We start from the raw sequence: 26,059 nt of genomic DNA on the forward strand, positions 1-26,059 counted from the left end.
TATATGTTACCATATAATCGCATGACTGTTTACAGTTGATTTAGGCACCAATAAGGACATCCGCTCATACATTACACTAGTCAATGACTAGACCGCTTGACATAAAGGCTTAATTTTGATAATTATGAGGTGAAATTATGGCTGTTGTTAAAGCAAGGGAACAAGATATTGATCTCTTGGCAAGATTACTTCGAGCCGAAGCTGAGGGCGAAGGCGAACAAGGCATGCTGATGGTCGGAAATGTGGGCATTAATCGAATACGAGGGGATTGCTCTGATTTCAAGGATATCCGTACTATTGAGCAAATGATCTATCAGCCACATGCTTTTGAAGCTGTTCAGCACGGATATTTTTATCAAAGATCAAGAGACCGCGACAAACGATTAGCTAGAAGGTCTGTAGATGGCGAGAGAGTGTGGCCGGCTAAATTCAGCTTGTGGTATTTCAGACCTGAAGGAGACTGTCCTGATACTTGGTATAATCAGCCCCTTGTTGGACGTTTTAAAAAGCACTGCTTCTATCAACCGACAGGAGAAGAGTGCGAAAATATTTATAACACTTATTGAAGTAAGAAAGCTTCTGATCGAAGCCCTTTCAATGAAGATACATTCGTGTCTAAGAAGTAGCTTTGCTTGCAATATCAGAATGGTTCAGCTCCGCTGAAAACATATAAATGCTGATATTATAAGAAAAACCTGAGGCTGTGCCTCAGGTTTTTTTTGTGTGCGTATACAGCGCAATAAATATTTAATATTGATTATTTGGCGCAGCACTTCTTAAACTTTTTGCCGCTGCCACAAGTACAAGGGTCGTTGCGCCCCACTTTATTCCTCGTTGCCATATCAATAACCTCGGCCTTGAATGGAGTAGACTGCGGAATATTGGGTTTATTTCTAGAAGAAGATAACTCATTTGGCGAATGACCCTTGATCACCCATTGTCTGGTAGTGTTATTCAGCATAACAATATGATCCATAAAACCTTTTATCAATTCCAAGCTATCAATTTTCAATTGGGACTGAAGAAACTGGAGCAAATTACTCGGCGCCTCTCCAATCTGAATAGCATATACACATTCTTCAACAAGCCTATCTGCATGGACCCGGTCTACAGGGTAATTTTTCATTATGAAACTGACAAGTGCTTGGTAGGCTCGAGTCCGATCAACGAAGTCCGGCTCACCTGCAGCAATCAGTTGAGCTTTAGTAAATGGATAGAACGGTAAGTCGGGTCTAGTTAGATGCTCTTTCTTCACTTCTTCCCCGTCCCAAACCCTACTATTTGAAAAGCCATCGGTCTCAATCTGAATTTCCTCGTAGAACCAAGCGGCCTCTTCTATCACCGGTAAATAATCACTCATCATTACATTCATACCCACATGGTAACTAACCATGCTATTCAATTCGTCCAAGCTCAGGTGGCCATAGTAAAAAAGAAGGCCCTGTGAAAGCTTCACCCATTCCGTGTTTCTTCGAACCGTTTCTCTATAGGAACCAGTATCCATACTATTGAAGCATTGGAGAACTTCCTGGGGGATGGCCAGAGTCTTCTTCCCATTCTGCATCCCTGAGAAGATTATTCCTCTATGTTTAAAGTAATCAAGCTGATTCGATTCCAACGGCAGGAAGGCATGTCCACCACGGCTCGCAAGCTGCTTTATTATTCTATACCGCGTATCGTCTATTTTATTTAAAAGATGAGGCAGCATAATTGGAATCTGTTGTTCCAATACCGTAATCAACTCTTGTTTTTTTAGTGTGCTTGCTCCGTAAACACCCAAACTTGTACGGATCTCCGATAAATCATTTTTCGTCAGACCGGCAAGACAATCTCCGAGGGTAATTGGCACTTCCATTTGGGGCCAGCGCTTCTCCTCCTCTTTAATCTCCATTTCCCTCCTCATGTCTTTCGCCGTTGCCAAAGGAGACAATAGTGTCTTCTCGTTCTTTTTTCTTAGTTGCACGTCCATTTTCCCATCCTTCCTTGCCATGGTTAATCATTTAATTTATTATAACACATTGCATCAACCCTTTTGGATAACAAAAAAGGGCGCTTTTACGGGCGCCCTCTCATTATGGCATGATCATCAAGAAATCATATCGATGGAATCAATCGTCCACTGCTCGAAGAATGACGTTCGTTTCATCTGAAACAGTAATGTTGCCCGTTCCTCGCCACGCCCCCCCCGTGTAATACCAACCTCCACCGGAATTTCCAATGAGAGCAGCCCTGAAGTTCCTTTTGTTATCGTTTTTACCCTTTTACGCATCCCTGTGATTTGATCCTTATTTTTGTACAGTAATTCAAGTTGTTGATGCTTGGAATTGGAAAAGCTCATTTTCAACAGCTGGGAATCACGAAAGTTGAAGGCGTTAATGTAAGCATCCACTATTTCATAAGGAGATGCTTGAATGAAGTACTCCTCCAGCATTCCGCCTGCTTTATATACCATTAGCTGATGCTCGGGGTCGACGTTCCCTGAACCGTGCGTGGTGCTTCCCAAAAAGTGAATACAGAAATGGCCGGAGAAGTCGTTGTCGGGTATCCCATCTCCCCCATGCGGCATTCCATGCATAGAGGCAGCAAGGAATTTATTCCCCGTTTGCACAACAATGGCTGTTCGTTTCCAGCTCCATTTGCCCTTGTATATTTGTTTCATGATAGCCGTATCTTCTTTGGTTAGAGGTTGTACATCTGCATGATGCTTGCCTGCTCTTCTTTGTACATTAAAGCTCAGTCCCGTCTCTACATCAATGACTTTAAACTTCTTTTTCTTTGGAATGATTCCTTTTGCCTTATCCCACGGGACAACTTTCCCGAAATGTGTGGATCGTGCGAGCTGAATATACTTTACAAGCTCCAGTTTTATTTTCGTATCCAATTGAATCATTTCGTTGGTTTCTGTATGATATAAATTGCCTTTGCGGTCTACCGAATAGGTTACAGTAACTCCATTATCTACAAGGGTCAAAGCGGTGTCCGTAACTGGAATAATAGAAGCGGCTGTATGCTTGCTGTTCCGACGGATATGTTGGAGAAATTTATTGTCTAAGGCTAATTGCGTTTCCATTTGTGCTTCAGAGGAAGCTTTCACGGTCAACATCGCTTTTGCTTCAGGCGCCGCGAGAACATGAGGATCACATAAAACAACCAATATAAATGCAGCAAAAAACACAACTAACCATTTATAGATAGTAACCATCCCTTATCCCCTGTTGATTTGATATGATTCATTTTCTACTGAAATCAGAAAAACCATTACAGGAAAAATAAGGGGGATTACTTCATAACAACCAATTGGATCACATTCATTTCGAAGCTTGAATAACTCGCTGCAGCATACTATAGAGCTGAGCCGGTTCAAAAGGCTTGGTGATATAATCGTTCATCCCTACTTCTAGTACCTGCTCCTTTACCCCTTGCATAGCATCCGCGGTCATTGCTATGATTGGTATATTCTTCGCATATTCCAGTTTTCGAATGATTCTAGAAGCCTCGTAGCCGTCCATAATGGGCATCTGCAAGTCCATCAGAATCGCATCGTACCGCTTATTTTCAACACATCTAACCGCTTCCTCCCCATTCTCTGCCACATCAACCCGAACTCCCAGCTCCTTGAGTATTTCTTTGGCCACCAGTTGGTTGATTTCGTTATCTTCCACCAGTAAAACGTCTGTATGATTAAGTGAAGCAAATTTCTCAGCTAGCTCCTTAAATGGAGGCTCTATAGCCGTATCGGAGATCGTCTGAGAGCTAATGCCAAACTTTGCGGTAAAATAAAAACAGCTTCCTTGACCAAGCTCACTTTCAACGCCAATCGTCCCCTCCATAAGCTCCACCAGATTTTTGCTAATAACAAGACCAAGCCCCGTTCCTCCATATTTGCGCGTTGTGGACATATCGGCCTGTATGAATTCTTGGAATAGCTGCTTTTGCTGCTCATTCGTTAGACCTATCCCTGTATCCCGAACAGTAAAACGAAGGGTAACGCCATATCCATGATGTGAAACAACATCTACCCGAACTGATACTTGTCCAGCATCTGTGAACTTTAGAGCATTATTGGTTAAATTCAAGAGCACCTGATTGAGTCGGAACGGATCTCCTGTAAGCTTTTGCGGTACCTTAGGATGTACCTCGGTATGCAGATTCAACCCTCTATCGCGAGCTTGTAAGCTGATCATGTCGGTTAACGTGTGAAGCACCTCATACAAATCAAAGTCGATTTGCTCCATTACGATTTTCTTGGCCTCAATTTTTGAGAAATCTAAGACATCATTAATGATCGTCAGCAAGCCTTGGGCCGACCGCATGGATTTGTTTACATATTCCTGTTGTTGATCCGTTAAGTCCGTCTGCTGAAGCAAATAATTAAGACCAATAACGGCATTTATCGGAGTGCGTATTTCGTGGCTCATTTGAGCTAGAAACCGACTTTTTGCCCAATTAGACTCATCAGCCTCTTGGCGCTTTTTCAAATCCGTAATGTCATGAAACGTACAGGTAAGGCTTATTATTTCTTGATTAGCACCAAAAATCGGCGACAACGAGACCGTGTAAATATGCACATTGTCATCGGGAAGCTTCAAAGTCATTTCATACTGCTGGGACTCTTGTTGGAGCATCGCCTGTTGAAAATAATGCTGCCACTTCCCCACTTCGTCTATGCTAATCAACTCTGGCAAAGGCATTCCTGTTGTTGGCTTGCTGTTCAGCTTATAGGTATGAATTAATTTATGATTCACTGAAGTCACATTGCCTTCTATATCAAAGCCAAGGATATAATCTTGTGAATGTTCCACTAGCCTGCGATATCGTTCCTCGCTTGCCTGAATTAATTTATCGGCTGCTTTGCTTTCGGACAAATCTAATGCGCTGCCTATAACATAGCTAACTCCATTATTTATTAAGACTGGATTTAACGTTACCAGAATGCTGCACGAGTCCAATTCCGCCTCAAAAACAACTCTCTCGCCCTTCCATGCCCGGTCATAATAACTATTCAACATAGCTACAAAAGCATCAGGAAAAAACTCAACTTCATCAACCGCTCGGCCTGTAAAAAAGCTCGGCTTCACCCCTAGTCGCTGCAACAATTCTCCTTCTATTAAAGTAAATATGTACTTGCCGTCATCTCTCTTAAGAAACTTAAATGTGAATCCAGGCTGCATGCAGAGCATCTGAATCATTTCCCGCTCCACCTGCTTGGCCGACTGTTGAAATCGATAGGTGTGAATCAAATAGCGAAGAAAGAGGGCAACCAATAAAGCACCACAAGACTGATAAAGCATGTAGGGCCATACGTCGTTCAAAATAATTTTGCCCGCATACCATAAGCTGAAGTAATAAAAGTTTAGTAAAAACATTGTGCCGATAGTCCATTTGAGTCCATATGCTTTGATTTTGCTAAATAACACCCCTGTTCCGAGAGCCGCTGCAAAGCCTATTCCACTCTGGAGCATATCGATAGAGCCTTCTGTTATTAGTCGCCCAATGGTAACAAAGGTGAAGGTGAGGAAGCTGCTAACAGGTCCGCCGAAGAAGGATGATAGGAGAAAAGCAATTCCTCTCAAGTTAAGAAAAGTATATTTTGGGGTCTCGACACTTAAAAACAACAAAACAACGCCAAGTCCTCCATGAGCAGCGCCAACATATAACCGGTACAACCAAATCGGTTTGACCGCATTTTTCTTTCTGATAAATAAAGGTGCAGCTAAAAATACAAATAGGCTAATGATTGCAAAATTTAGTACCAGGTCCCGAAACAATAGAATCCCCTCCCACAGAGGTTGTATTACCATGAACCAAATCACCAAGAACCCGTCATGAACTCCTGAAAATAGTCATTAGGACTTATTCCTCAATCCGACAGGAAATTCCTTTATTCGCTATGAAAAAAGCACTGAGTAAGCTGGAAGCTCTCAGTGCCTTCATTCACATCTGTAGAGCATTGACTGAATAGGAAAATCCGCACAGTTGAGACTTTTGCGGATTCCAATCTTAGATTATGGCGCGCTTGGTCCAACCTCTGCTGTTGTCAGCGGATGGTTGGGGAAGCTCGTAGCACCGGAACGTTCATCTGCTCCGGCATCATTAGTGGAGCGAGTTTCTCCATCCATATCCTCCAAAACAAAAGGATAGCTCCCTTTGGCATAATTTATTGCCGGACTTGTAGAGGACAGCTTTTGTAATCCGTTAATGGTTGTAAATGCCGGATCAACGCCCAATATCTCGGCTGCTGTTCGCGATGCGTTACTTTTCAGAGTGCCGCCGTTCCCTATGTTCCCTTCAAATACAGTATTGGTGGACACGATTTCATTATAAAGAATACCGGAGGAATTCTTTATAATATTGTTAGCTACTCTGCTGTCCTGAGTAGCATAGGTCTTGCCCGAACCAACAGTAATTCCCGTTGTGCTGTTCACAATCGTATTATTGACGACTTGTGCGCGATAAATTTTCCACTGTGCTCTCAAATCATCGGCAGATGGATTCGCTGGATACCCGCTGGAGCCGCCGTCATAATTGCCATTATCGAGAATAATAGCATCCTTGGTCAGATTCTCCATGTAGTTGTTGTATATCTTATGATCGTTCCCATAAATCCGAATTCCTGCTTCTTCCGTTTCGACACCGTCGCCAAGAAAAAAGTTTCCATAGAAGCTGTTACTATGGCCATGTCTAGAGGTTAACCCTCCCTTTGAAGTCTTGAAGGTATTGTAGCGGACTGTGTTATTGCTGCTTTTCACAGAAACGATTTCCGGTTCACCATCCGTATTCTCAAATAAATTGTACTGGATCGTGTTATACCCATTGGACAATGAGATTCCTGACAGCCCCAGGCGGATCGTTTCCTTCCCATTATCAACCCAGGGTCCAACGTCATGGAAATAGTTATATTCTATCACATCATATTGGGAGATGTTCCCATTGCCGTCTCCCTCGTAAGCAATGAGCGGGTTAGTATCGCTCTTATTACCGAAGTCATTATGATCGATCCGATTGTGATGACTATTAACTCCACTGACCTGAAGCCAGATAAGAGCTCCGCCGGTTGCAGGTAAAGCAAATTTATTCCGAGTAACCTGGATGTTGTTCGATCCATTTAAGAGAAGGGCGTTATTTCCTGTGTTTGTAAACTTCAATCCCTGAATGATAACGTAGGATGAGTTATTAATTTCGAGGAATGCGCCACCGGAAATAATCGCCTGTCCCTGATTTGCCGCTTTTATCGTGATAGGGCTGCTAGCCGTTCCGGCCTTGTTATTTAACTTAAAAGCCTCGCTTTGTGTGTAGGTACCGTTAGCGAGTACGATTGTCGTACCAGCACTAGCACTGCCTATGGCTGAAGCCAACTGAGCAGAGGTAGAAACAGAAACGTTATTGCCGGGATTGGAAGTGGGATCCGTGCCGTAAATCTCTACTTCTGTGTAGCTGTTCCATGCGTTGAGGGAGTTGCCATGTCCAACGATCCGCACATAACGAGCCGAGCTCACATCCGGAAAATCAAAGGTTTGCAGGCTCGTATTCAAGCTGCTGACCACGTTAGTCTGCACGGTCGTAAAGTTCACGTTGTCCGTCGAGGTTAAGATATCAAAAGTGGAGGTTCTCGTATCACCGCTTACAAAGGCTACTTTGATGTAGGCTACCTTTTTATTGGAGCCCAAATCATACTGGATCCACTGCCCGTTACCGGTCGCAGACCAGCGGGTGGTTAGGTTCCCATCCACGGTATTAGCGGGTACGTTTCCATCATTGGAGCTAGCCGTAACAGAAGCTCCAGTGACTGGGAATTTAGCATCTGTAGTAATAGCTGTATCCCCATAAATTTCAACCTCGGTGTAGCTATTCCACGCATTGAGGGAGTTGCCGTGGCCAAGGATACGCACATAACGAGCCGAGCTCACATCCGGAAAATCAAAGGTTTGCAGGCTCGTATTCAAGCTGCTCACTACGTTAGTCTGCACGGTTGTAAAGTTCACGTTGTCAGTCGAGGTTAGGATATCGAAAGTTGACGTTCTCGTATCACCGCTCACAAAAGCTATCTTGATGTAGGCTACCTTTTTATTGGAGCCCAAATCATACTGAATCCACTGCCCGTTACCTGACGCCGACCAGCGGGTGGTTAGGTTCCCATCCACGGTGTTGGCAGGTACGTTTCCATCATCGCTACTAGCTGTTACACCAGACGCCGAGACTGATAATTTGGCATCCACCGCAAATACGGTCAGCGGAAGCATTGTGAGGAGCAAACAAACACATAAAACGAAAGCGAAAGCCTTTTTACGTAATATCATCCATGCACATCCTTTTCAGCATGATTTTAATGACCTTACCGACATTCCCTTCGACACCGATCTATTAAAGCGTTTTCAAAAGCGTAGAGTGCGCACTCTGATTACATTTATAACGTAAAAGCTTGAATAAAGAAATCATCAAAAACTAAAGAATCATACCAATTTCGAAACTACACAGCTTTACTCTTTGGCTCAACCTCAAAATCGGTGCTTGCCCCTCTCCCGATCATTAGCCTGCACAAAATCCTGCAATCATGCAGTTATTTTCTACTGAAATTTGCTGTTGAGAGGAATAGCTGCGAAAATACAGCAATTTTATGTAAAATGGTCTGATTTCAGCTAAGAACGAATAGAAAGATGCACATTTATATGAATTCACGAAGACTACCGATAAAACTTCCAAAAGGCTGTATAGATGCAGGTTTTTGGACGTTCTTATCTACAAACAAAAAGCCGTCCTCTAGTCGATTGACTAAAGAACAGCCCCCAAATCAATGATGAGTCATCCGATGCTTATCCTCTGTACTGTTCCCGCTCGCTCCCTATCCCTTGATCGCCCCAATGAGCGCTCCTTTGACGAAATATTTTTGCAAGAACGGATAAATAAGCAGAATCGGCACTGTAGCCACGATAATCGTCGCATATTTCAATGTAACCGAGAGCATAGCAGCATCCCCATCAGCGGCTCCCAAGTTCGAGCTTGCTTCCCCTTGAAGTAAAATTTCACGCAGGATAAGCTGCAAAGGGTACATCGACCGATCCTGTAAAAAAATCATCGCATTAAACCATGAATTCCAATGACTGACACCATAATATAACAGCATAACCGCAATAACCGGCATGGAGAGCGGCAGGATAATCCGGAACAAGATGACAAAATCATTCGCTCCGTCCATCTTGGCCGATTCCTCCAAGGCATCCGGGATTGCCTCAAACGCTGTTTTCATAAGAATCAGGTTAAACGTATTAATTGCTTGCGGAATGATGAGCGCCCATAGCGTATTGGCCAATCCAACCCCTTTTACAGTCAAATAGAAAGGAATCAGCCCTCCGCTAAAAAACATCGTAAAAATGATAAACAACATTAGCTGCTTGCGATATTGCAAGCTTTTCCGAGAGAGCGCATAAGCACCCAATGCTGTAAGTAAAATATTGAACAGCAGACCCACCACAACTACAAATAGTGTATTGCCGTATCCCTTCAGGATCATCGGGTTGCGGAACACATTCGTATACGCATCGAGCGATAGCCCCAGGGGCCGCCATAATATCCCTTTGTGCGCCATCAGATTTCCAGCGTCACTCACGGAGGCGAATGCCACATACAGAAGGGGATATATGGTTATTACCATTAGCAAGGTCAGGAAAATCATATTAATGAGGTCAAAGCCTCTTTCCGAGAATGTTGCCCTGTTCAGCATCTAAGCTTCCTCCTTTCTACCACAGGCTCGTATCGTTAAATTTTCTACTTAACCAGTTGGAGAATATGAGCAGGATAAAATTAACCAAGGAGTTAAACAAGCCTACAGCCGAGCTGAAGCTATAATTGAAATCCTGCAGCCCGACCCGGTACACATAAGAAGATACGACGTCAGCCGTTTCAAATGTGCTTGGGTTGTAGAGCAAAATGATTTTTTCGAACCCGACATTCATCATCCGTCCAATTTCTAAAATGAGCAGAATCACGATTGTGGGCATCAGCCCTGGAACCGTAATGTGCACCATCTGCTTCCAACGCCCTGCGCCGTCTATTCTAGCCGCTTCATACTGCTCCGGATCGATTCCGGTCAAAGCTGCCAAATAGATAATCGTACCCCATCCGATATGCTGCCAGATGCCTGAGGAGATATAAATGGTACGGAACAAGCTTGGTTCGAGCAAAAATGTGGACCGTTCACCACCAAATAGGGAAATCAGGTCGTTAATAACGCCATCACTGGACGTAAAATCTTTGACCATGCCACAAATAACAACTAGCGATATAAAATGCGGCATATAAGTGACCGTCTGCACGGTACGCTTAAATATGGAATGTTTCACTTCATTAAGCAGCAAAGCCAACAGGATCGGAGCCGGAAACCCAAATATCAGCTCGTAGAAGCTCATCATAATGGTGTTTTTAATCGTCCTCCAAAAGTAGGGCCCGGTAAAAAACGTTTGAAAATGCTCAAATCCTACCCAGTCGCTCCCCCAAATACCCAGCCTTGGAGAGAAATCCTTAAACGCAATAATAGCGCCGTACATGGGAGCATAGTGGAATATAACGTAGTACAGAAGTACAGGAAGCAGCATGACATATAACAGCTTATTTTTTCGGATATCCATCAAGATTCCTAGCCTACTCCGCTTTTTAGGAATAAAGGGAATCATCGTTTCTTGATTGATTGTGTTCATTTCATCTCCCTGCCCATCCTATAACAGCCTCTTGAAGGGAAACTATAGACGGCGCATCCAATCCGCTGCTGCTAACGTTTCCCCTAAGACGCTGATGCTGATTTTATCGCTTGTTGTAACGATCAAGTGCATCTTGATAAATTTTGGTCACCTTATCAATGCCCATTTCTTTAATACGATTGGTATACTCATCGAACTTCTCGATAGGTTCCTTGCCCATCACAAATTTCACGAACATTTCTTCTTTGTAGCTTGTGATCGCCGTATTCAATTTGGCTACTTCCTTGCTTTCTTCCACTGTCGGAGTGATGAACAACGGTAGTACATGCTTGACGGCATCCGTTTCACCCCATACTTTTACCGCTTCGTCTTGCTCCTTGAATGTGTTGAAGCTTTTTGCGCTGTTACCAAGAAACGGACCATTTGGTTTTGTATACTGAGATACCATTTGCTGTAGATTATACTTTTCGTTTTTGGTAATTTTTTCGCTAAATTGAGGCGCACCGTTATTGATCGTATAGCTTTCGCCCTCAGTACCGAAGTTGAACAGCATACTGCCCTTTTCACTAAAAGCGTAGTCCAGCCATTTGACCGCGAGCTCAGGGTTTTTGACAGCTCCTGTGACAGCTTTACTAGCTGCAGGATTGTATTTAAAGTCACGCTGTCCGATGAAAGCGCGCTCGCCCTTTTTCAAAGTCGGGTAAGGAGCTCCAACCAGTTGGAATTGCGGATTTTTCTTCTTCCCTGTTTCCATCCATCTGCCCATACCTCCGCTTAATAGCCCCACGGTTGCGCCCGAACTATCACTCATCATTTTGTTGTCGAGAGCCTTAGAATCAGTGTTCAGTGCAAAGTCTTTATCGATCAGTCCTTCTGCATACCATTTTCTCAATAGAACTAAGGCATCCTTAAACTGTGGATCAATCGGGCCAAACTTCACCTTTCCTTGGTCGTCAATATAGTACCGGTTGGCGGTTTTGTAGGCACCGATGAAAGCATCTTGAATGTTCAATTCGTTGCTGTACTGAGCGGTAAGCGGTGCGGAAGCACCCTTCTGTTCTTTAAATGCTTTCAACACGATGTACCATTCATCGATCGTAGTTGGTACCCCAAGCTTCAGCTCATCAAGCCAGTCCTTGCGGATCATGGGCCCCCGGAATACCAAGCCATTGTCAGGACGAATCATCGGAAATACATAATATTTACCGCTGTCCGTTTTGAGCATCTTATCCAACTCTTTATCCTGCTGCAGCAATTTCTTCAAGTTGGGCGCATTCTTGTCAATCAAATCATTAAGCGGAAGAATGACCTTGTCGGCGATTGCCTTCTCCGGCCCCCCTGGATATGAGGTGTTCCAGTTATATTCGATTACATCCGGCAAATTATTCGATGCTATCAACAGATTAAATTGCTCTTTAGATTGCCCGTCAGCTGGGTGCGTATATTTGACTTTGACACCCGTCTCTTTTTCTAATTGTTTACCGAACGGCGACTCGCTCAAGTTAGTGAAGAACGTAGTCAAGTTCGTATCCATCTGCTCCCAAGAGGTTAGCGTTTCTTGCGTGCTGATCGGGTATTTCCCCGCTTCTGTCACTACCGCCCCTGAAGACTTCGGCGCCTCCTTAGCTCCCGTGTTCTCCTTGGAGCATGCAGCAAGTAAACTTGTTGATGCCAGAACAACGGATAACGCTACACTAAATGACTTTTTGTTGGAATGGTTCCCCATGCCAATCCCCCCTATTCAAATTTCGTATTGTAAATTGATTGTGCACCCTGTGTGCTGTACACCCTAGCGCTATTATGGAACGGATCTTCCTATTTTGAAATCTTCAAAACTAAGAAAACCTCATTAAAATCGATACTAAGCATGCTATAAAATCGATATTCGGTATGCAAAAACCGTAAAAGCCGCACTAGGCGGCCCTTACGGTTGATTATCACGGGGATTACGTTATGTCTTTGTATTTACCCGGAGTAATCCCTTCGAATTTTTTAAATATACGGTTAAATGTATTAATGTCCGAATATCCCACTCTTTTGGAGATTTCAACAATCGAATAGGTTTGCAGAGAAAGAAGCTTTTTCGCTTCCTCAAGACGCTTTTTGTTAATGAAATCCAGAAGCGCCTCGCCCGTTTGGGCCTTAAACTGCTTGGACAAATAAGAAGGAGTCAATCCAAATATTTCGCCTATCATACTTATGTTCAGGTTTTCTGAGCTGTAATGCTGCTTCACATATTCAATCACCTGCTGGCTCAGCTGGTTGTGCTCCTGCCCGCGGTTCTCTTGGATCGATCGGCAAACCTGGCTGAGCACATCGCGAATCTGCACCTTCATTTCCTTAATCGTTTCACAGCCTATTAACCGATCAATCGGATTCTCCCGCTGGGTGAATTCCTGTTTGTTGTTTATACCGATTTCATCCATCGTTTTCAGCATCGTGCTGATCAAATCAAACATCAAACACTTTGCGAGCGGCGCGGAGAGGGAAGCATCCGCCAGATTAATCTCAATGATTTCCTCGATCATCGCATTCGATTTTTCAAAATCGCCTGTCTTGACGAAATTAATCAACTGCTGCTCCACCTGCAAGGGATAATAATAGTTTGTAGATTCCTGAGATGTTCGGGTACTCGGAAGGTCGCCATACCTGATAATTTCCCCGCTCCCCATAATCAGACGGTATTCTAGCGCTGCCAGCGTTTCCTGATAAGCAAGGGAAATTCCATACAGCTCCTGATGAATGCCGCTGATTGCTACCGTTAGATGGACATGGAAGTGATCAAGCAAAAAGGCTCTCACTTGCGCCGAAATTTGCTTCAGCTCCTCCGCATTGGGATCCGCACTAAAATTTATGATGCATACTTGCATATCGTCCATTTCTGTCGTGAATGCACAATGCCGATCGGTGACCAGCTCTTCCACCACATTCATAATAATAAATTGCACAAGCTTCATCTTCTGCGGATCCACATAACCATCGGATTCGAACTTGCCATAATGATCAATATGAAACAACAGGACTGCAAAATGCGAGGATCCAAGCCGTATATCATGAGCCGCGAGCGATTCATGAATGGGAACGTTCTGCTCCAAACGTCCTTTCAGCAAGCCCTGCAAGAAATGGGAGCGGATCGCATCGCGATTCTGCAGCAGTCGTTGATCGATTTTTTCCTTTTCGGCAAAGGTGTTGTTTAATGCATCCTGCAAATAACGATATTCGTTCGATCCTTCATCGAAGGATATGCCTGATTTCAAAGACAAGCTTTGGATTAATACACTGATCGGGTTATAATTTTTCCTCAAAAACAAGAACGTGACAATCCCTCCGCTAAGAAGGCTCAGAACCAAGCTGACATAGATCAGTGTCTTTATATATTTCATTTTCTCGTCAAACTGTTCAGCAGGAATCAACGATACGTATTTCCAACCTGTATTGTCCGAGGTAGTATAGGAGACAGCCAGCTTTTCTCCGGAAAACTCGTTGTAAAACATCCCCTTTTTCCCGGATAAGCTTTCGTAATTCAGAAAATCGGGACTATTCTTGAAGCCAGTCGAAGCGATCAGACGGTTTTCCTTGTCCAATACGGCGACGGAAGCCTTGTTAGAGGGTGTGATATTTTGCAGCAGCTTAGAATCTTTAATAATAAACAGGATGACCGCACCGGGAAGATCCAGATTATCAAGTATAACCGATTTCGCGTACATTACGGCTTTGACTGATTTACCATCCTCGCGAATCGTTACGGGTGCGTATTCCTGGATATACCGCTTGTCGAAGAAAGCCTTCCATTCCTCGTAGCTCGTCTCTTCCTTCTCGCGTATCGTTTCGAATAAAGTACGGGTATTGATGTGATCGCGTGTCGATATTACAGTATCGCTGTTTTTATAGTAAATATAGATCTGCTCGATAAAATCATTAGCCATTTTATAGACACGAAGGTTGTCTGCGATATTAACCAATTCGTAGTGGTCATTGTCCGTGAGCGGCTTGGAAGCGTTAATGAAAGCGGCCAACCGTTTGCTAAGGGTCATTTCAACGCTTAATCGTTCAATACCTCCAAGGTTATTGTCAATTGCCTGCTCCATCTGTTGGAGAAGCGATTCGTTGGCACGATTGACCTCTGATTCCACCACATGCCAGGTAGCAACATAAATAATCCCGCTAATCATGATCGGGACGAGAAGCACGGAGATATAAGAAATGAGCCAGGTGACTATGATGCTGCGTTTGTTGAAACCGATTCTTTTAAGACTCATAAATAATTACCCCTCAGGACCGTGTTGAAACTGCTTTCATTTCTATCCAAGCTGCGACCATCACATAACGTTATTAACAAACATTTCTTTTACCGCAAGTCTTTGAACTGGTTGACAAAACAACAAGGCCGACCGTCTTTCCAGACAAGTCGCCCCCGTTATTTCGTTACGTTACCGCTCTATCATTCGCATTAACACTATCACAGCTTCGGCTCTGGTTGCAAGATTATTTGGTTCAAAACGGTTATTTTCCCGCCCTTGCACAAGGCCTAATTCCTTCGCTTGTGATATAAAGGGTAGAGCCCATTGTGGAATCTCATTGCCATCACTAAAGGCTGCCGCGTTCGAAGTCCCCTTATTCTGCTGATAGGCCCGCATAAGCATGGTGATCATCTCAGCCCGATTTATCGGTCTATTAGGTCGTAAAGTATGGTCTTCATATCCCTGAAGAATTCCAGCTTGAGTCGCCGCCGCAAGCTCTCTCGATGCCCAACCCGGAATTTCGGATTGATCGGCGAACACGGCTGCCGGCTCATTGCTATTCAGCTTTAACGCACGTACTAGCATTGCAGCAAACTGCAACCTTGTTATTGGTTCTTCCGGCTTAAAGCTGCCGTCTGGGTACCCGGCCACGATGCCTCGTTCTACAGCCTTGGCAATCACATCTCCTGCCCAATGCGACTTAACATCAGTCAAAGACGAGGATTGTGCGGTTGGAGCTGATGTTGATGGGCTTGTCGGTGTAGAAGTTGTTGGTTCTGGTGACGCAGTCGGAGCCGTTGTTGACGGTGCAGCTGCGGACGATGAACCGCCACCTCTGCTAGAAGATGACGTACCGCCCCTAATAGCATCCGTATATACGCTCACAGCAGCTGTTGCAAAAAGTCCTTTATAGGTTGCAACGATTACCGTCTCACCCAGTGTCTTCCCTCGCAATATGCCATGTTCATCCACCGTCGCTACAGCAGGGTTTGTTGTATAGATACTTGCTCCTGACAATGATTCGATGCGGTCTTTGAAAACCGCGCTAAGAGCTGTCGCTTTTGTTTCGTCGACTTTCATCCGGTATGCGGCAGCATCGAATTGGATTTTGTCCAATTGGTTTTCGCTTGGTGGAGTTACAGGATCTACAACATCCGTATATATATTCACAGGAGCTGTTGCAATGTGCCCTTTATACGTTGCAACTATCACTGTTTCACCTAGTGTTTTCCCTCGCAATACACCTCGTTCGTCCACTGTGGCTATAGCAGGGTTTATTGTATAGATACTTGCTCCTGCCAATGATTCGATGTGGTCTTTGAAAACCGCGCTAAGAGCTGTCGCTTTTGTTTCATCGACTTTCATTCGATACGCAGCAGCATCAAATTGGATCTTCTCCAATTGGTTTTCGCTTGGTGGAGTTACTTGCTGACGGTGTACGACAATCGTATACACTTTGTTCTTCCCTGAGGGAAGCGCCACTTCAATCACAATAATGCTGCCGTCTTGAGCGATTTCTAACACTTGACTCTCTTGACCACTTATAACCGTCTGACGATTCTTACCATCTACGGATACGGTTATTTGAGAACCACTGCCATTCAAAGCCTTCGGAACAATTGTCAGGCTATTAACATTAGGCTGAAGGGTTACCGTATAGTAGGCTTCATTAGTGCTAAACCCTGGGACAAGCTCGCTATCAGACCGCAGCACCAGACTGCTCAAGCCCGGATCGCCTTCTTGAACAGGTGGAGACTGACCCGCATTCGGCCCAACATCCGCCACAGTAAGAGCTCTTCTGGTTGGAGCAACACCAGGCATGTACTCATCAGCCCCTGCATCTGGAGCGTTATAACGGATTTGTCCGTCCATATCGTCCAAAGCAATGTAAGGAGCCTTGGAAGCATCAAGGGCAGGGCTCTGAGCTGATAGACGGATCATTCCATCCGAACTACGGACTAGCTTAAGCTCCTTCTTCTCAAAACCACCGTTGATGTTTCTAGTTATATTGGTCAGATTGGCCGTTCCTTCTACGAGGTTGCCTGCATAAACCGCGCGCTCGCTTGCCGGAACGTTCTGTGCAGCACTAATTTCATTGAACATCGTTCCCGCATTGCTGAATACTACATTGTTGTATACTTGGGCTGCCACCGGTTGATAGTTTCTACCGCCAAAAGAGAAAGCGGCCGCCTTATTGCCGACATTGACTATCGTATTATTATAGACTTGAACATTATACTGCCGCCAATGTCCGCGAAGTATTTCAACCCTTAAGGGATCATCAATAGCAAGGTTTCCAAGCATAACGGTTTGTTCCGAAGCACCGGAACCGCCCCACTTAACCGTTGGACTGCTTCCGCCGTCAGGACCTCCGTCATGAGTGCCTCCATCAAGCTCAATCACCTTATCGGTTAGACCTTCCATGTAATTGTTATAAATTTTATGCTCATTACCGTAAATTCGGAAACCGCCCATTCCAGCTTTTTTCCCGTCTCCGATAATGAAATTTCCATAAAAGCTGTTGCGGTGTCCATGACGTGCTACGATACCGCCATAAGAATTGCGAATGGTATTATAACGAATAATGTTGTCGCTGCTTTTGACTGAAATAATCTCATCTTCAGCATTCAGTCCATCAAATAGATTATTCTGGATCGTCACATGACCCGAAGCAAGCGATAAACCGGATAATCCGAGTCGTATAGCTTCCAAACCGTTAGAAACACGCGGACCGATGTCGTGGAAATAGTTATACTCAATCATATCGTATTCCGATACATTTTTTCCTGCTTCTCCGTCGTAAATGACAACTGCGCCGAAGCCTTTCTTAGGGCCAATTTCATTATAAGCAATCCGGTTATGGCTGCTTACTCCTTCAACCCGTATATAATGGCGATTGGTTCCGTTGTCAGTCATCATGGTGGAGTTGGTATGAGGGGTATCCCCCGTGTACACGGCTCCACTAGGATTATAAGTGTCACCCGTTCCATATCGGCAGCTGCCTTCAACCGCGGTTAAGCACCAGACCTTACCACTTGCAGAGTCGAACCTGAACGGCTGCCCCGTCTCATCCAGAGCGAATGTATTACGCAGGATTGACACGTTGCTTGAGCTTCTGAGCTGCAGACCCGGGTGTACCTCCTTCACAATGGAACCCTCCAGCCCTCTATCCTTCAGAGTCCGGTCTGCATTCTCTTCAGCCGTACCAATTCCATTGCGGAATACGAGCCCCGATACCTCAATATACTGTGAATTTTCAATGTGCATATAGCTGTTTCCCGTAAGGATTGCCTTCCCTTGCTCAGCAGCTGTGATCCGAATCGGAAGCGCAACGGTACCCGTCTTATTTTTTACAACAAACGGACCGTTCTGTTCGTAGCTCCCATTTTGAAGCTCAATATTCGTCCCTTGCACCGCCTGATCCAATGCATTCTGTAATTGCTCCGCTGAGCTTACCTTCACTTTCGTCAGTTCAGGGGTTGGTACTTCTGGGTTCTCTCCTGCATCCGGAGGCCCGCTTGGATCCTTAGGCTCTTCGATTACTGGGGCTGTGCCCGTGTAGATCCTAACTTCCATCAAACTGTTCCAGTTTGCAGAGCTTCCGCTTGCACTGTTACCATACCCTACAAGTCGTAAATAACGCGCAGTGGTCGGGCTTGTCAAAACATAACTCTGCATCACACTATCCGTAGCTTTGAGACTTCGACTGCTTCTTTTAGGCAATAAAATGGTGCTGGTTGTAAACTCTGGTTCATTCGAACCCAATATTTCAAAACTGGACAACCGATCTCTTGCATTCAAAAAAGCGATATCCAAGTAAGTAGCCTTCTCAGGCTGGCCCAAATCAAATTGCAACCATTGTCCTTGTCCCGAAGCCGACCAGCGGCTATCTTGGCTTGCTGTATCCTCTCCCCAAATACCATCTACAACATTAGCCGGAACATAATTGGTGTTAGGCTGGTAGGAGCTGGCAGTTACAGTTCCTGCGTAAAGTCCAATTTGCCCTTGCTCACCCTTAGGCAGTCTTCGGATGACATCAATCTGGTACGAATTATTCGCACTACCGCTTGATAAATTAATTTTCAATTTATTAACACCGGGAACCAAAGATATTTGGCTAGGATCCAGTACGGTTACTGGAATGTTGCCGGTAATATAATTACTCAAAGTCATCGATATGGCGGCTCCACCAGTGGCTGTCGCCTCCACACGGACACTTCCTGTATCCTGCGAAACAACCGCCTCGTACCCGCTAGTCTTGCTTGGAGCAAATGTCTCATTTAGTGATACAGGGGCTGCCCCATCCCACACCTCAAAACTATTCAAAAGAACCTGTGGCAGCTTCTCCGCGAAAGTGAAATAAGAGCCATCAGCAAGTGTTACATCAGCGGCATAATACTCCATGCCTTGAATGGTCTTCAAGGATAGCGGAGATGCTACTTCATTCTCGAAACCGCTGCTATTGCTTGTCAGAAGCACTCCTTCAAGAGGAATCACACTTCTCGGAATCGCTATTTGCACGGCGCCCACATTACCTGTATTTTGCGCTTTCCAGCTTCGAGTCAACCGCTTGTACTCCGTACCATAAGGCATCGAGCCTGCGCTTCCATTATCTCCCCACAGCAAATACTGTTTATCTAATAACGGCTGTTTGGCGCTGATTACTACTTGGTCTGTTGGAATATCTGCGCTTCGGCTCTGCTGCTGATCCAGCGCCCCCAACAGATCCTTCCCGATCCCTGCAATGCTACTACGATAATCAGCATTGGCCGCAGCATTCCAAACGACCTGAGGGGAAGGACCAGCGGACAAATAATCACCTTCCTGCAAGCCAATACCGAACTTGATGGCTAGATAGGTTTCCACTTGACGCTTCTGCATCGGTGTAAGTCGGTTGGTGAATATGATCATTTCACCGATATTACCGTTGTAGCCTGAGCCTCCAGCGGCAGCCGAACCTATTGACATGGCGGTATTCGGCATCCCAACCAAGGGAAGACGGGTCTGCAAATATTCCCCTACTGACTGACCGTCGCGGAACACAGACTGATAGACTGCAGTTCCAACGCTCGCCGGATTTGCTTCAAAATGCAAGCCCCATAGGTTGTATTTATTTATTTCTACCTTATTGCTTGCGTTTAATCGCGGTAAACCTGTTCCAGTCGTTGTTGTACCTGAATCCCAAAGCACGGATCCCTTACCAGCGGCCGATCCGGTCGTGTGTGGGATAGCGGCCCCAAAATTGCTGCCTGTCTTAATAGCCTGATCAAAAAGCAGTGTGTTAAAAATCTCTGGAACGCCCCCAGTAATCGCAAACACACTTGCTTGGCTTATAGATTCGCCGGCTGCGAATATGCCGTTGGCATCCTGCAAAATGCTTCCACCGCTTCTCACAAATTCAACCGATGAGTGAAAATTCAATCCATTATTAACGGTCTTAAATTTCGGCTTTGGACGTGAACCGCTTGCACCAATCGGAGTCGAACCATCATTCATAAAATGGTTACTCTTCGGACTGCTATCCCGCCATTCCGTAACATCCGTTCCGCTAAGCGTCACATTCTCCTGATCGGCTTTCAGCCACAATCGCAGTGCAGCAGCGTCCACTCCACCCGGTGTCCCTGACACAGCAGCAGCCGTGGGGCTCGCCGGTAGCCATACACTTCCGAAAATCAATGTAAATACCAGAACTATTTCAATCGTCCGAGATATCCCTCTCCTGCTTCTTCCCAACATATTCAAGCCTTCTCCACCTCTTCCTCAAATTAAGCGTTTTCAAAAACGATAGAGTATGAACTCCTATTCCCCTTTATATAGAAAATCATCGATAAAATAAATCAACAATAGATAAAACCAACATTTAAATTGCTTACTTACTATCTACAATTTCTAAAATCCATCATCAAATTTTGGAATATTAATCTCTTTGCCTGTTTGCAACCCCCCTATAGGAATAAAAGTAAAATATCGTGTATAGTGTGAATATAGTTCATTTCGAGTTCGAAAAGAGGTGCTAGTTCATGATTATTAACCGCATCGACCATCTTGTCCTTACCGTAAAAAATATAGAAGCAACCTGTGAATTCTATTCTGTTGTACTAGGAATGGAAGTCGTAGCCTTCGGAGACGGACGCAAAGCTCTGCAATTCGGATCGTAAAAACTAAATTTGCATGAATACGGCAATGAATTTGAACCAAAAGCATATAAACCAACCCCAGGTTCGATCGATCTGTGCTTCATTACACAGCTGCCGCTGGATGATGTGATGGCTCATTTGCATAAACATCATGTAGCTATCGAGGAGGGCCCTGTTGCCAGAACCGGAGCGGTCGGACCTATTTTATCGGTTTATATCCGTGATCCAGACTTCAATTTGATTGAGATATCCAACTATGTGAGCAGCTAACCAAGTAAGGGAACCACTCGCAGCAGCTTGTACCCAACGGAGGTGGAAATTATGAACAAACCAAACATGAAACTCAGAGTCGCATGGATTATTCCAAATATCTTCATGTACATTTTTTTTATTGGAATCTCAGTTTTTGTACTAAATAATTCAAACGGACTGCAGCATATAAATCAGCTTGTTATTTGGGTTGTTATCCTGATTCTTTTACTCTTTACGGCATTGTTTGGCACATTTCGAATTTTGTCCTGGATAAAACAAGGCAAGCTATAGCTATAAGCAACCTTTCCACCAAAATAATTGAATTTACTTAATCATTAAATAAAATTATGATGTAGTTATACTTTTATTTTTGGAGGGATACTATGGATACTGTACCCGGAAATGAGGACCGCCGTTTCGCCCCCATCGACTTGACAACAGCTTATAACCGAAACCTTGTAGAACTGGATACACAGGACGGCTCTGAACGATTGGTAGCTAATAAGCATCTTCTCTTAACAGGGAAGCATGAGCTATGGGGAGTCCCTTTTGTTTTGGGTCCCCATAATGAAAACGCTAACGTCATTGTTTTAAAAGAGGATCCGGTCACTATAAAATTCCCTCAGCCTTTGCACGACCGCCAGCTTGTTTTCGTTCATGCAGCAGACTTCAAAGAAAACGCCGCCGCAGAGGACGGTATTATTCGACCTATGTCAGGAACCCCGCGCTTGGGTGAAACCGTATGTGAATACAAGCTGCATTATGACGATAATAGTACCGTCGTATTCCCAATCCGCAGACGTTACCAAATTAGCGAGTTTCAGGTAAAGTGGGGGGAAAACAGCTTTGAGGCGGTTAAACATATCAAACCGCGGACTATGCAAGCCAATAGCGATCTTCCACGGGGTGTATCGCCTTCGATTCCGTGGGGACAAAGCCAGCTTCGCACCTCCTTCCAAGGATTCGGCGGCGTGATGCATCATTGGCTGTTTGCACTCACCAATCCGTATCCCGAGAAAAACCTGACTGAATTGACAATGCAGCCTATCGATGGAACTGCCCTCATTTTCGGTATCACACGATCGGATCTGTCAACGCTCCCGTTTAAGTGGGAGGCGCGCAAAAAAGTAAGGTATCAATCGGCGAACGGAACTTTATTAAATCCTTATGGGAACAGCCCCAATATCCGCATCGACTTGGGTGAAGTGATTGCCATATCCCCGGTGCTTCATTACAATCACACAGCGTGGCTCAACAATGCCAATCCTCCGCTTCCTCAGACAACACTGAATGAATGGATTATTGAATACACTGCGCATCCTGAAGCCCACTTGATTCTTGAGGATGGCCCTGTGCGCGCTATTGAGCTGCGTAAATTGGAAGCACTGCCGGAATTCGAGCCGCTGGAGCCTGCTACCCGCAGGGTCACCCTGCGGATCGTGGACTCAAAAAGCGGCAGCACAATAGCCGCCAAGCTCCACGTACACGGGAAGTCCGGCGAATATATAGCTCCTGTCAACGGACATAGGCTGCCCAATCCGCACTGGTTTGAAGATTATGGCGCTGAACACGTACAGGGTCACCACTTCAGCGCATATGTCCCGGGTGTCGCGGAATACAAGCTGCCACTCGGAGAGATATATGTAGAGGTCACGAAAGGATTCGAAACCCGTCCGGTCCGCCAACGCTTCACTGTGACAGATTCCACCGATTCCATCGTAATCGAATTAGATCGCGTATTGCCTTGGAGGCAGCGCGGTTGGGTTACAGCCGATACGCATGTTCATTTTCTCTCTCCTCAAACGGCTCTGCTGGAGGGCGAAGCAGAAGGAGTTAACGTCATCAACCTGCTAACCAGTCAATGGGGAGAAATGTTTAGCAATATTGGGGACTTTGATGGCAAAACCACAATAGGGAGCACCGAGAACGGAGGATCAGGCGAGTATCTGGTTCGGGTGGGAACCGAGAACCGCCAGCATATTCTTGGACATATCTCTTTGCTCGGCTATGAAGGGAGCATGATACTGCCGCTCTGCACAGGTGGCCCTGACGAATCCCCGCTTGGCGATGCGCTGGAAGCTACTGTAACGCAGTGGGCCCGGCAATGCCGTGAACAAAACGGCTTGGCGGTGCTGCCTCATCTGCCCAACCCGCGTGCAGAAGGAGCGGCAGCCATTGTGCTTGGAGAAATCGATGCCATAGAGATGTGCTCTTTCGAGAACAAAGGGATCGACCCTTATTCACTTTCGGACTGGTATCGTTATTTGAATTGCGGTTACCATGCGCCTGCCGTCGGAGGAACGGATAAGATGTCACAGTCAACTGCAGTTGGAACCATCCGCACCTATGCTTTAATTAAGGATGTCCCTTTCACTTATGACGCTTGGATGAACGCAGTACGTCAAGGTGTTACCTTCGCAACCTACGGTCCGCTGCTTGAGTTCCAAATTAACGGATGCGAGATGGGTTCCATCATTCATCTGCCAGCTTCTGGTGGAACACTTGATGTGGTCTGGGAGGTTTCCACAGTTACCGTACCTGTAACCAAGATTGAGTTGGTATGTAACGGCGAGCTGAGGGAAGTACTTACAGTTGATTCTACAAAAGGATACTACGCGGGGCATTGGTCGGTTCCAGTCAAGGAAAGCTGCTGGGTCGCGCTGCGTATAAGGGGGATGGATGCAGAGCACGGGGAAATCATCGCAGCCCATTCCAGTGCTGCGACAATTATCGTGGATGGAAAAAAATGCTTTGATGCCAACGACGCAGTTACCATACTGGAGCAGATAGAAGGCTCTACGGCTTATGTCAAATCCTTGGCAACAAAAGCGGACGACCGAGCCTATAAGCATTTGCTTATGACCCTCACTGCTGCTCACCGAGCCCTTCACAACCGGATGCACCAGCATGGAGTCATGCATCTTCACACACCAGCAGACGACCATCACCGGGAGCATCCCGGCCATGGTCATAATCACAGTGGAGGTCACGGGCATCGCCATTGATCCCCAATGGGACAGCAAGTTGCCCATGAAGCGAATCGATTCGGTTAGCCCTCCCAGGCACTCAATATGCCTTCAGTTGGTCCGATGAAACGAACCGTGGTCCGTTCTTCATTCACACCTACCCAATAAATGCTTCCATTGCTTTGCTCAAAATATATCGGGCTGTCATGCGGCAGCCCGAGAATGGCAAGCAGCAGATGGTGATTGAACCCGCCATGGGCAAACAAGGCCACACGCTGGCCCATGAACTGCTCCAACAGCTCCTGCCATATGTCCGATGCCCTTGCATGACCCTTTTGAGAATCCTCGTCGCCGCTGCAATACCATCCATCTGCCTCTACATCATCTCGAAACTGTGTTTCCGGGTACAGTCGATTCAGTTCTGTCGCTGTAGGTCCCCGATACACCCCTTTGCTTCTTACTTCGAAGGTGTTTTTCCATATTTGGATCGGCAGCTTCAACGCTCTGGCCAGCGGTTGTGCCGTCTCAATCGCCCTTATCAAAGGACTGCATATAAGCTGGTCAAATTTCCGCTCAGCCAAGCATTCCGCTACTCTAGCTGCTTGGCTGATGCCAAGCTCCGTCAGCTCCCCATCCGGTACATCATGCGGTACCGTGTTTCCTATGGATTGGCCGTGACGAATAATAAATAATTCCATTTCAAATCACTCCCATTAATGAATTTTTACTGAAACGATTATAAGAATCTTCCCCTCCTTCTGAATGCATCTTTAAGTTATAAGTTATATGAAGTTTTAGTTAATTTATTCATTAAGTCAATTGCACTTTATCATCAAATAGTTGTATATACTTTCATAAGTGCCCATACAAAGAGTGCAGCAGCCAATAGACCTTTGGCTTTTCTGACCTGATGTTTCTCTAATCTAATAGTACTGCCTATCAAATGTTTGCCTTAAAATGGCATCTATTTCGTTACACTGTGATTTTTGTCACATCCAAACCAAAAGCAATCCAGCTACAATATTCTTATCCGATATATTCCATTGTTGTTACGTTTTATATTATAAGGAGGTTTATGCGATGCAAATTGAAAATTCAACTCACCAGATTATTCCTGAAAACCCGCTTTCGAGATTCTTGTTCAACAGCTCCCAAGCAGGCTGGATCTGGTTAATCATCCGTCTATATGTAGGTTATGCCTGGGTAACTTCAGGCTGGAAGAAGGTAACAAGCGATGCGTGGACTGGCGACAAGGCTGGAACCGCTCTGCAAGGCTTTGTAAAGGGAGCACTGGCTAAAGCAGAGTCCGGTAAAGATGTTACAGACTGGTATGCGGGTTTCCTTGAAAGTGTCGTGCTTCCTAATGCGAAGGTGTTCGGATTTATGGTTGCTTTTGGCGAATTACTTGTGGGGCTTGGACTGATCTTAGGTCTATTAACGGGAATTGCCGCTTTCTTCGGCGGGTTTATGAATGCGAGCTTTCTATTTGCAGGAACCTTAAGCACAAATCCTATCCTGTTCATTCTAGCTACCTGGCTTGTGCTTGCTTGGAAAAATGCCGGATGGTATGGTTTGGACAGATGGGCGCTGCCTCTTCTCGGTACCCCGTGGGGAAGGAAATCTTCAACCGATACTATAAAAACGAAACAGCTTTAAGATAAATTCGGTCTACTCAAGCCTAATAAATTATACATTCTAATCAAAGATGAGAAAAAGAAAAGGCTGCCCAAGGGCAGCCTTTTTCTTATAGATATATACGGGATTCGACGGGT

Annotated in this window: 13 protein-coding genes and 1 pseudogene; 4 read left to right on the plus strand and 10 right to left on the minus strand. The window is 45.2% G+C overall.

The features are described 5' to 3' along the window. The first annotated feature begins 137 nt into the window (after positions 1-137). Positions 138-566 carry a cell wall hydrolase gene (locus GC093_RS32175; protein WP_171656036.1) on the plus strand — a complete coding sequence of 143 codons (429 nt, stop codon included), beginning with the start codon at positions 138-140 and terminating at the stop codon, positions 564-566. A gap of 191 nt (positions 567-757) precedes the next feature. On the opposite strand, the gene GC093_RS32180 is transcribed toward GC093_RS32175, so the two are convergent. The 9 genes from GC093_RS32180 to GC093_RS32220 all read right to left on the minus strand — a co-directional run bounded on the left by GC093_RS32180 (position 758) and on the right by GC093_RS32220 (position 20,668). Beyond that, positions 758-1,969 carry a Rho termination factor N-terminal domain-containing protein gene (locus GC093_RS32180; RefSeq protein WP_171656037.1) on the minus strand — a complete coding sequence of 404 codons (1,212 nt, stop codon included), beginning with the start codon at positions 1,967-1,969 and terminating at the stop codon, positions 758-760. A gap of 117 nt (positions 1,970-2,086) precedes the next feature. Next, the gene (locus tag GC093_RS32185; RefSeq protein ID WP_171656038.1) at positions 2,087-3,202 is read right to left on the minus strand and encodes a hypothetical protein; all 1,116 of its coding nucleotides are present in this window, start codon (positions 3,200-3,202) and stop codon (positions 2,087-2,089) included. Between the two features lie 106 nt (positions 3,203-3,308). Then, positions 3,309-5,768: a PAS domain-containing hybrid sensor histidine kinase/response regulator gene (locus GC093_RS32190; RefSeq protein ID WP_171656039.1), complete on the minus strand. Its 2,460-nt coding sequence runs from the start codon at positions 5,766-5,768 to the stop codon at positions 3,309-3,311. Positions 5,769-6,005: 237 nt separating this feature from the next. Continuing rightward, positions 6,006-8,297 carry a chondroitinase-B domain-containing protein gene (locus GC093_RS32195; protein WP_246315762.1) on the minus strand — a complete coding sequence of 764 codons (2,292 nt, stop codon included), beginning with the start codon at positions 8,295-8,297 and terminating at the stop codon, positions 6,006-6,008. Between the two features lie 542 nt (positions 8,298-8,839). Continuing rightward, on the minus strand, positions 8,840-9,718 hold the full coding sequence (locus GC093_RS32200) for a carbohydrate ABC transporter permease (RefSeq protein WP_171656040.1): 879 nt from the start codon (positions 9,716-9,718) through the stop codon (positions 8,840-8,842). A gap of 16 nt (positions 9,719-9,734) precedes the next feature. Further along, the gene (locus tag GC093_RS32205) at positions 9,735-10,691 is read right to left on the minus strand and encodes an ABC transporter permease (protein WP_171656041.1); all 957 of its coding nucleotides are present in this window, start codon (positions 10,689-10,691) and stop codon (positions 9,735-9,737) included. Positions 10,692-10,794: 103 nt separating this feature from the next. Continuing rightward, positions 10,795-12,417, minus strand: a complete 1,623-nt coding sequence (locus tag GC093_RS32210; RefSeq protein WP_171656042.1) for an extracellular solute-binding protein — start codon at positions 12,415-12,417, stop codon at positions 10,795-10,797. Positions 12,418-12,637: 220 nt separating this feature from the next. Then, entirely contained in the window at positions 12,638-14,950 is a 2,313-nt protein-coding gene (locus GC093_RS32215; protein WP_171656043.1) for a helix-turn-helix domain-containing protein, read from the minus strand. Positions 14,951-15,121: 171 nt separating this feature from the next. Then, a complete protein-coding gene (locus tag GC093_RS32220; protein WP_246315781.1) occupies positions 15,122-20,668 on the minus strand; it encodes an S-layer homology domain-containing protein in 5,547 nt (1,848 codons plus the stop codon). Positions 20,669-20,955: 287 nt separating this feature from the next. Here GC093_RS32220 and GC093_RS32225 point away from each other — a divergent pair. Both GC093_RS32225 and GC093_RS32230 read left to right on the plus strand, forming a co-directional pair. Next, positions 20,956-21,339: pseudogene (locus tag GC093_RS32225) on the plus strand (VOC family protein). A gap of 365 nt (positions 21,340-21,704) precedes the next feature. Continuing rightward, positions 21,705-24,326 (plus strand): CehA/McbA family metallohydrolase, encoded by a 2,622-nt coding sequence (locus GC093_RS32230; protein ID WP_216624979.1) that lies wholly within the window; start codon positions 21,705-21,707, stop codon positions 24,324-24,326. A gap of 44 nt (positions 24,327-24,370) precedes the next feature. Here GC093_RS32230 and GC093_RS32235 read toward each other — a convergent pair whose 3' ends face one another. Next, positions 24,371-24,985 (minus strand): histidine phosphatase family protein, encoded by a 615-nt coding sequence (locus GC093_RS32235; protein WP_171656045.1) that lies wholly within the window; start codon positions 24,983-24,985, stop codon positions 24,371-24,373. A 382-nt stretch (positions 24,986-25,367) separates the two neighbouring features. On the opposite strand from GC093_RS32235, the gene GC093_RS32240 reads away from it, so the two are divergent. Next, positions 25,368-25,943, plus strand: coding sequence for a DoxX family membrane protein (locus GC093_RS32240; protein ID WP_171656046.1), 576 nt, complete (start codon positions 25,368-25,370; stop codon positions 25,941-25,943). Positions 25,944-26,059: the final 116 nt, after the last annotated feature.

It is taken from the genome of Paenibacillus foliorum (assembly GCF_013141765.1).
In the GTDB taxonomy this organism is placed as follows: Bacteria; Bacillota; Bacilli; order Paenibacillales; family NBRC-103111; genus Paenibacillus_S; species Paenibacillus_S foliorum.

Coding starts and splice junctions, on each gene's coding strand:
- GC093_RS32175 (WP_171656036.1), top strand. CDS start 138: ATGGCTGTTGTTAAAGCAAGGGAACAAGATATTGATCTCTTGGCAAGA.
- GC093_RS32180 (WP_171656037.1), bottom strand. CDS start 1,969: ATGGACGTGCAACTAAGAAAAAAGAACGAGAAGACACTATTGTCTCCT.
- GC093_RS32185 (WP_171656038.1), bottom strand. CDS start 3,202: ATGGTTACTATCTATAAATGGTTAGTTGTGTTTTTTGCTGCATTTATA.
- GC093_RS32195 (WP_246315762.1), bottom strand. CDS start 8,297: ATGATATTACGTAAAAAGGCTTTCGCTTTCGTTTTATGTGTTTGTTTG.
- GC093_RS32200 (WP_171656040.1), bottom strand. CDS start 9,718: ATGCTGAACAGGGCAACATTCTCGGAAAGAGGCTTTGACCTCATTAAT.
- GC093_RS32205 (WP_171656041.1), bottom strand. CDS start 10,691: ATGAACACAATCAATCAAGAAACGATGATTCCCTTTATTCCTAAAAAG.
- GC093_RS32210 (WP_171656042.1), bottom strand. CDS start 12,417: ATGGGGAACCATTCCAACAAAAAGTCATTTAGTGTAGCGTTATCCGTT.
- GC093_RS32215 (WP_171656043.1), bottom strand. CDS start 14,950: ATGAGTCTTAAAAGAATCGGTTTCAACAAACGCAGCATCATAGTCACC.
- GC093_RS32220 (WP_246315781.1), bottom strand. CDS start 20,668: ATGTTGGGAAGAAGCAGGAGAGGGATATCTCGGACGATTGAAATAGTT.
- GC093_RS32230 (WP_216624979.1), top strand. CDS start 21,705: ATGGATACTGTACCCGGAAATGAGGACCGCCGTTTCGCCCCCATCGAC.
- GC093_RS32235 (WP_171656045.1), bottom strand. CDS start 24,985: ATGGAATTATTTATTATTCGTCACGGCCAATCCATAGGAAACACGGTA.
- GC093_RS32240 (WP_171656046.1), top strand. CDS start 25,368: ATGCAAATTGAAAATTCAACTCACCAGATTATTCCTGAAAACCCGCTT.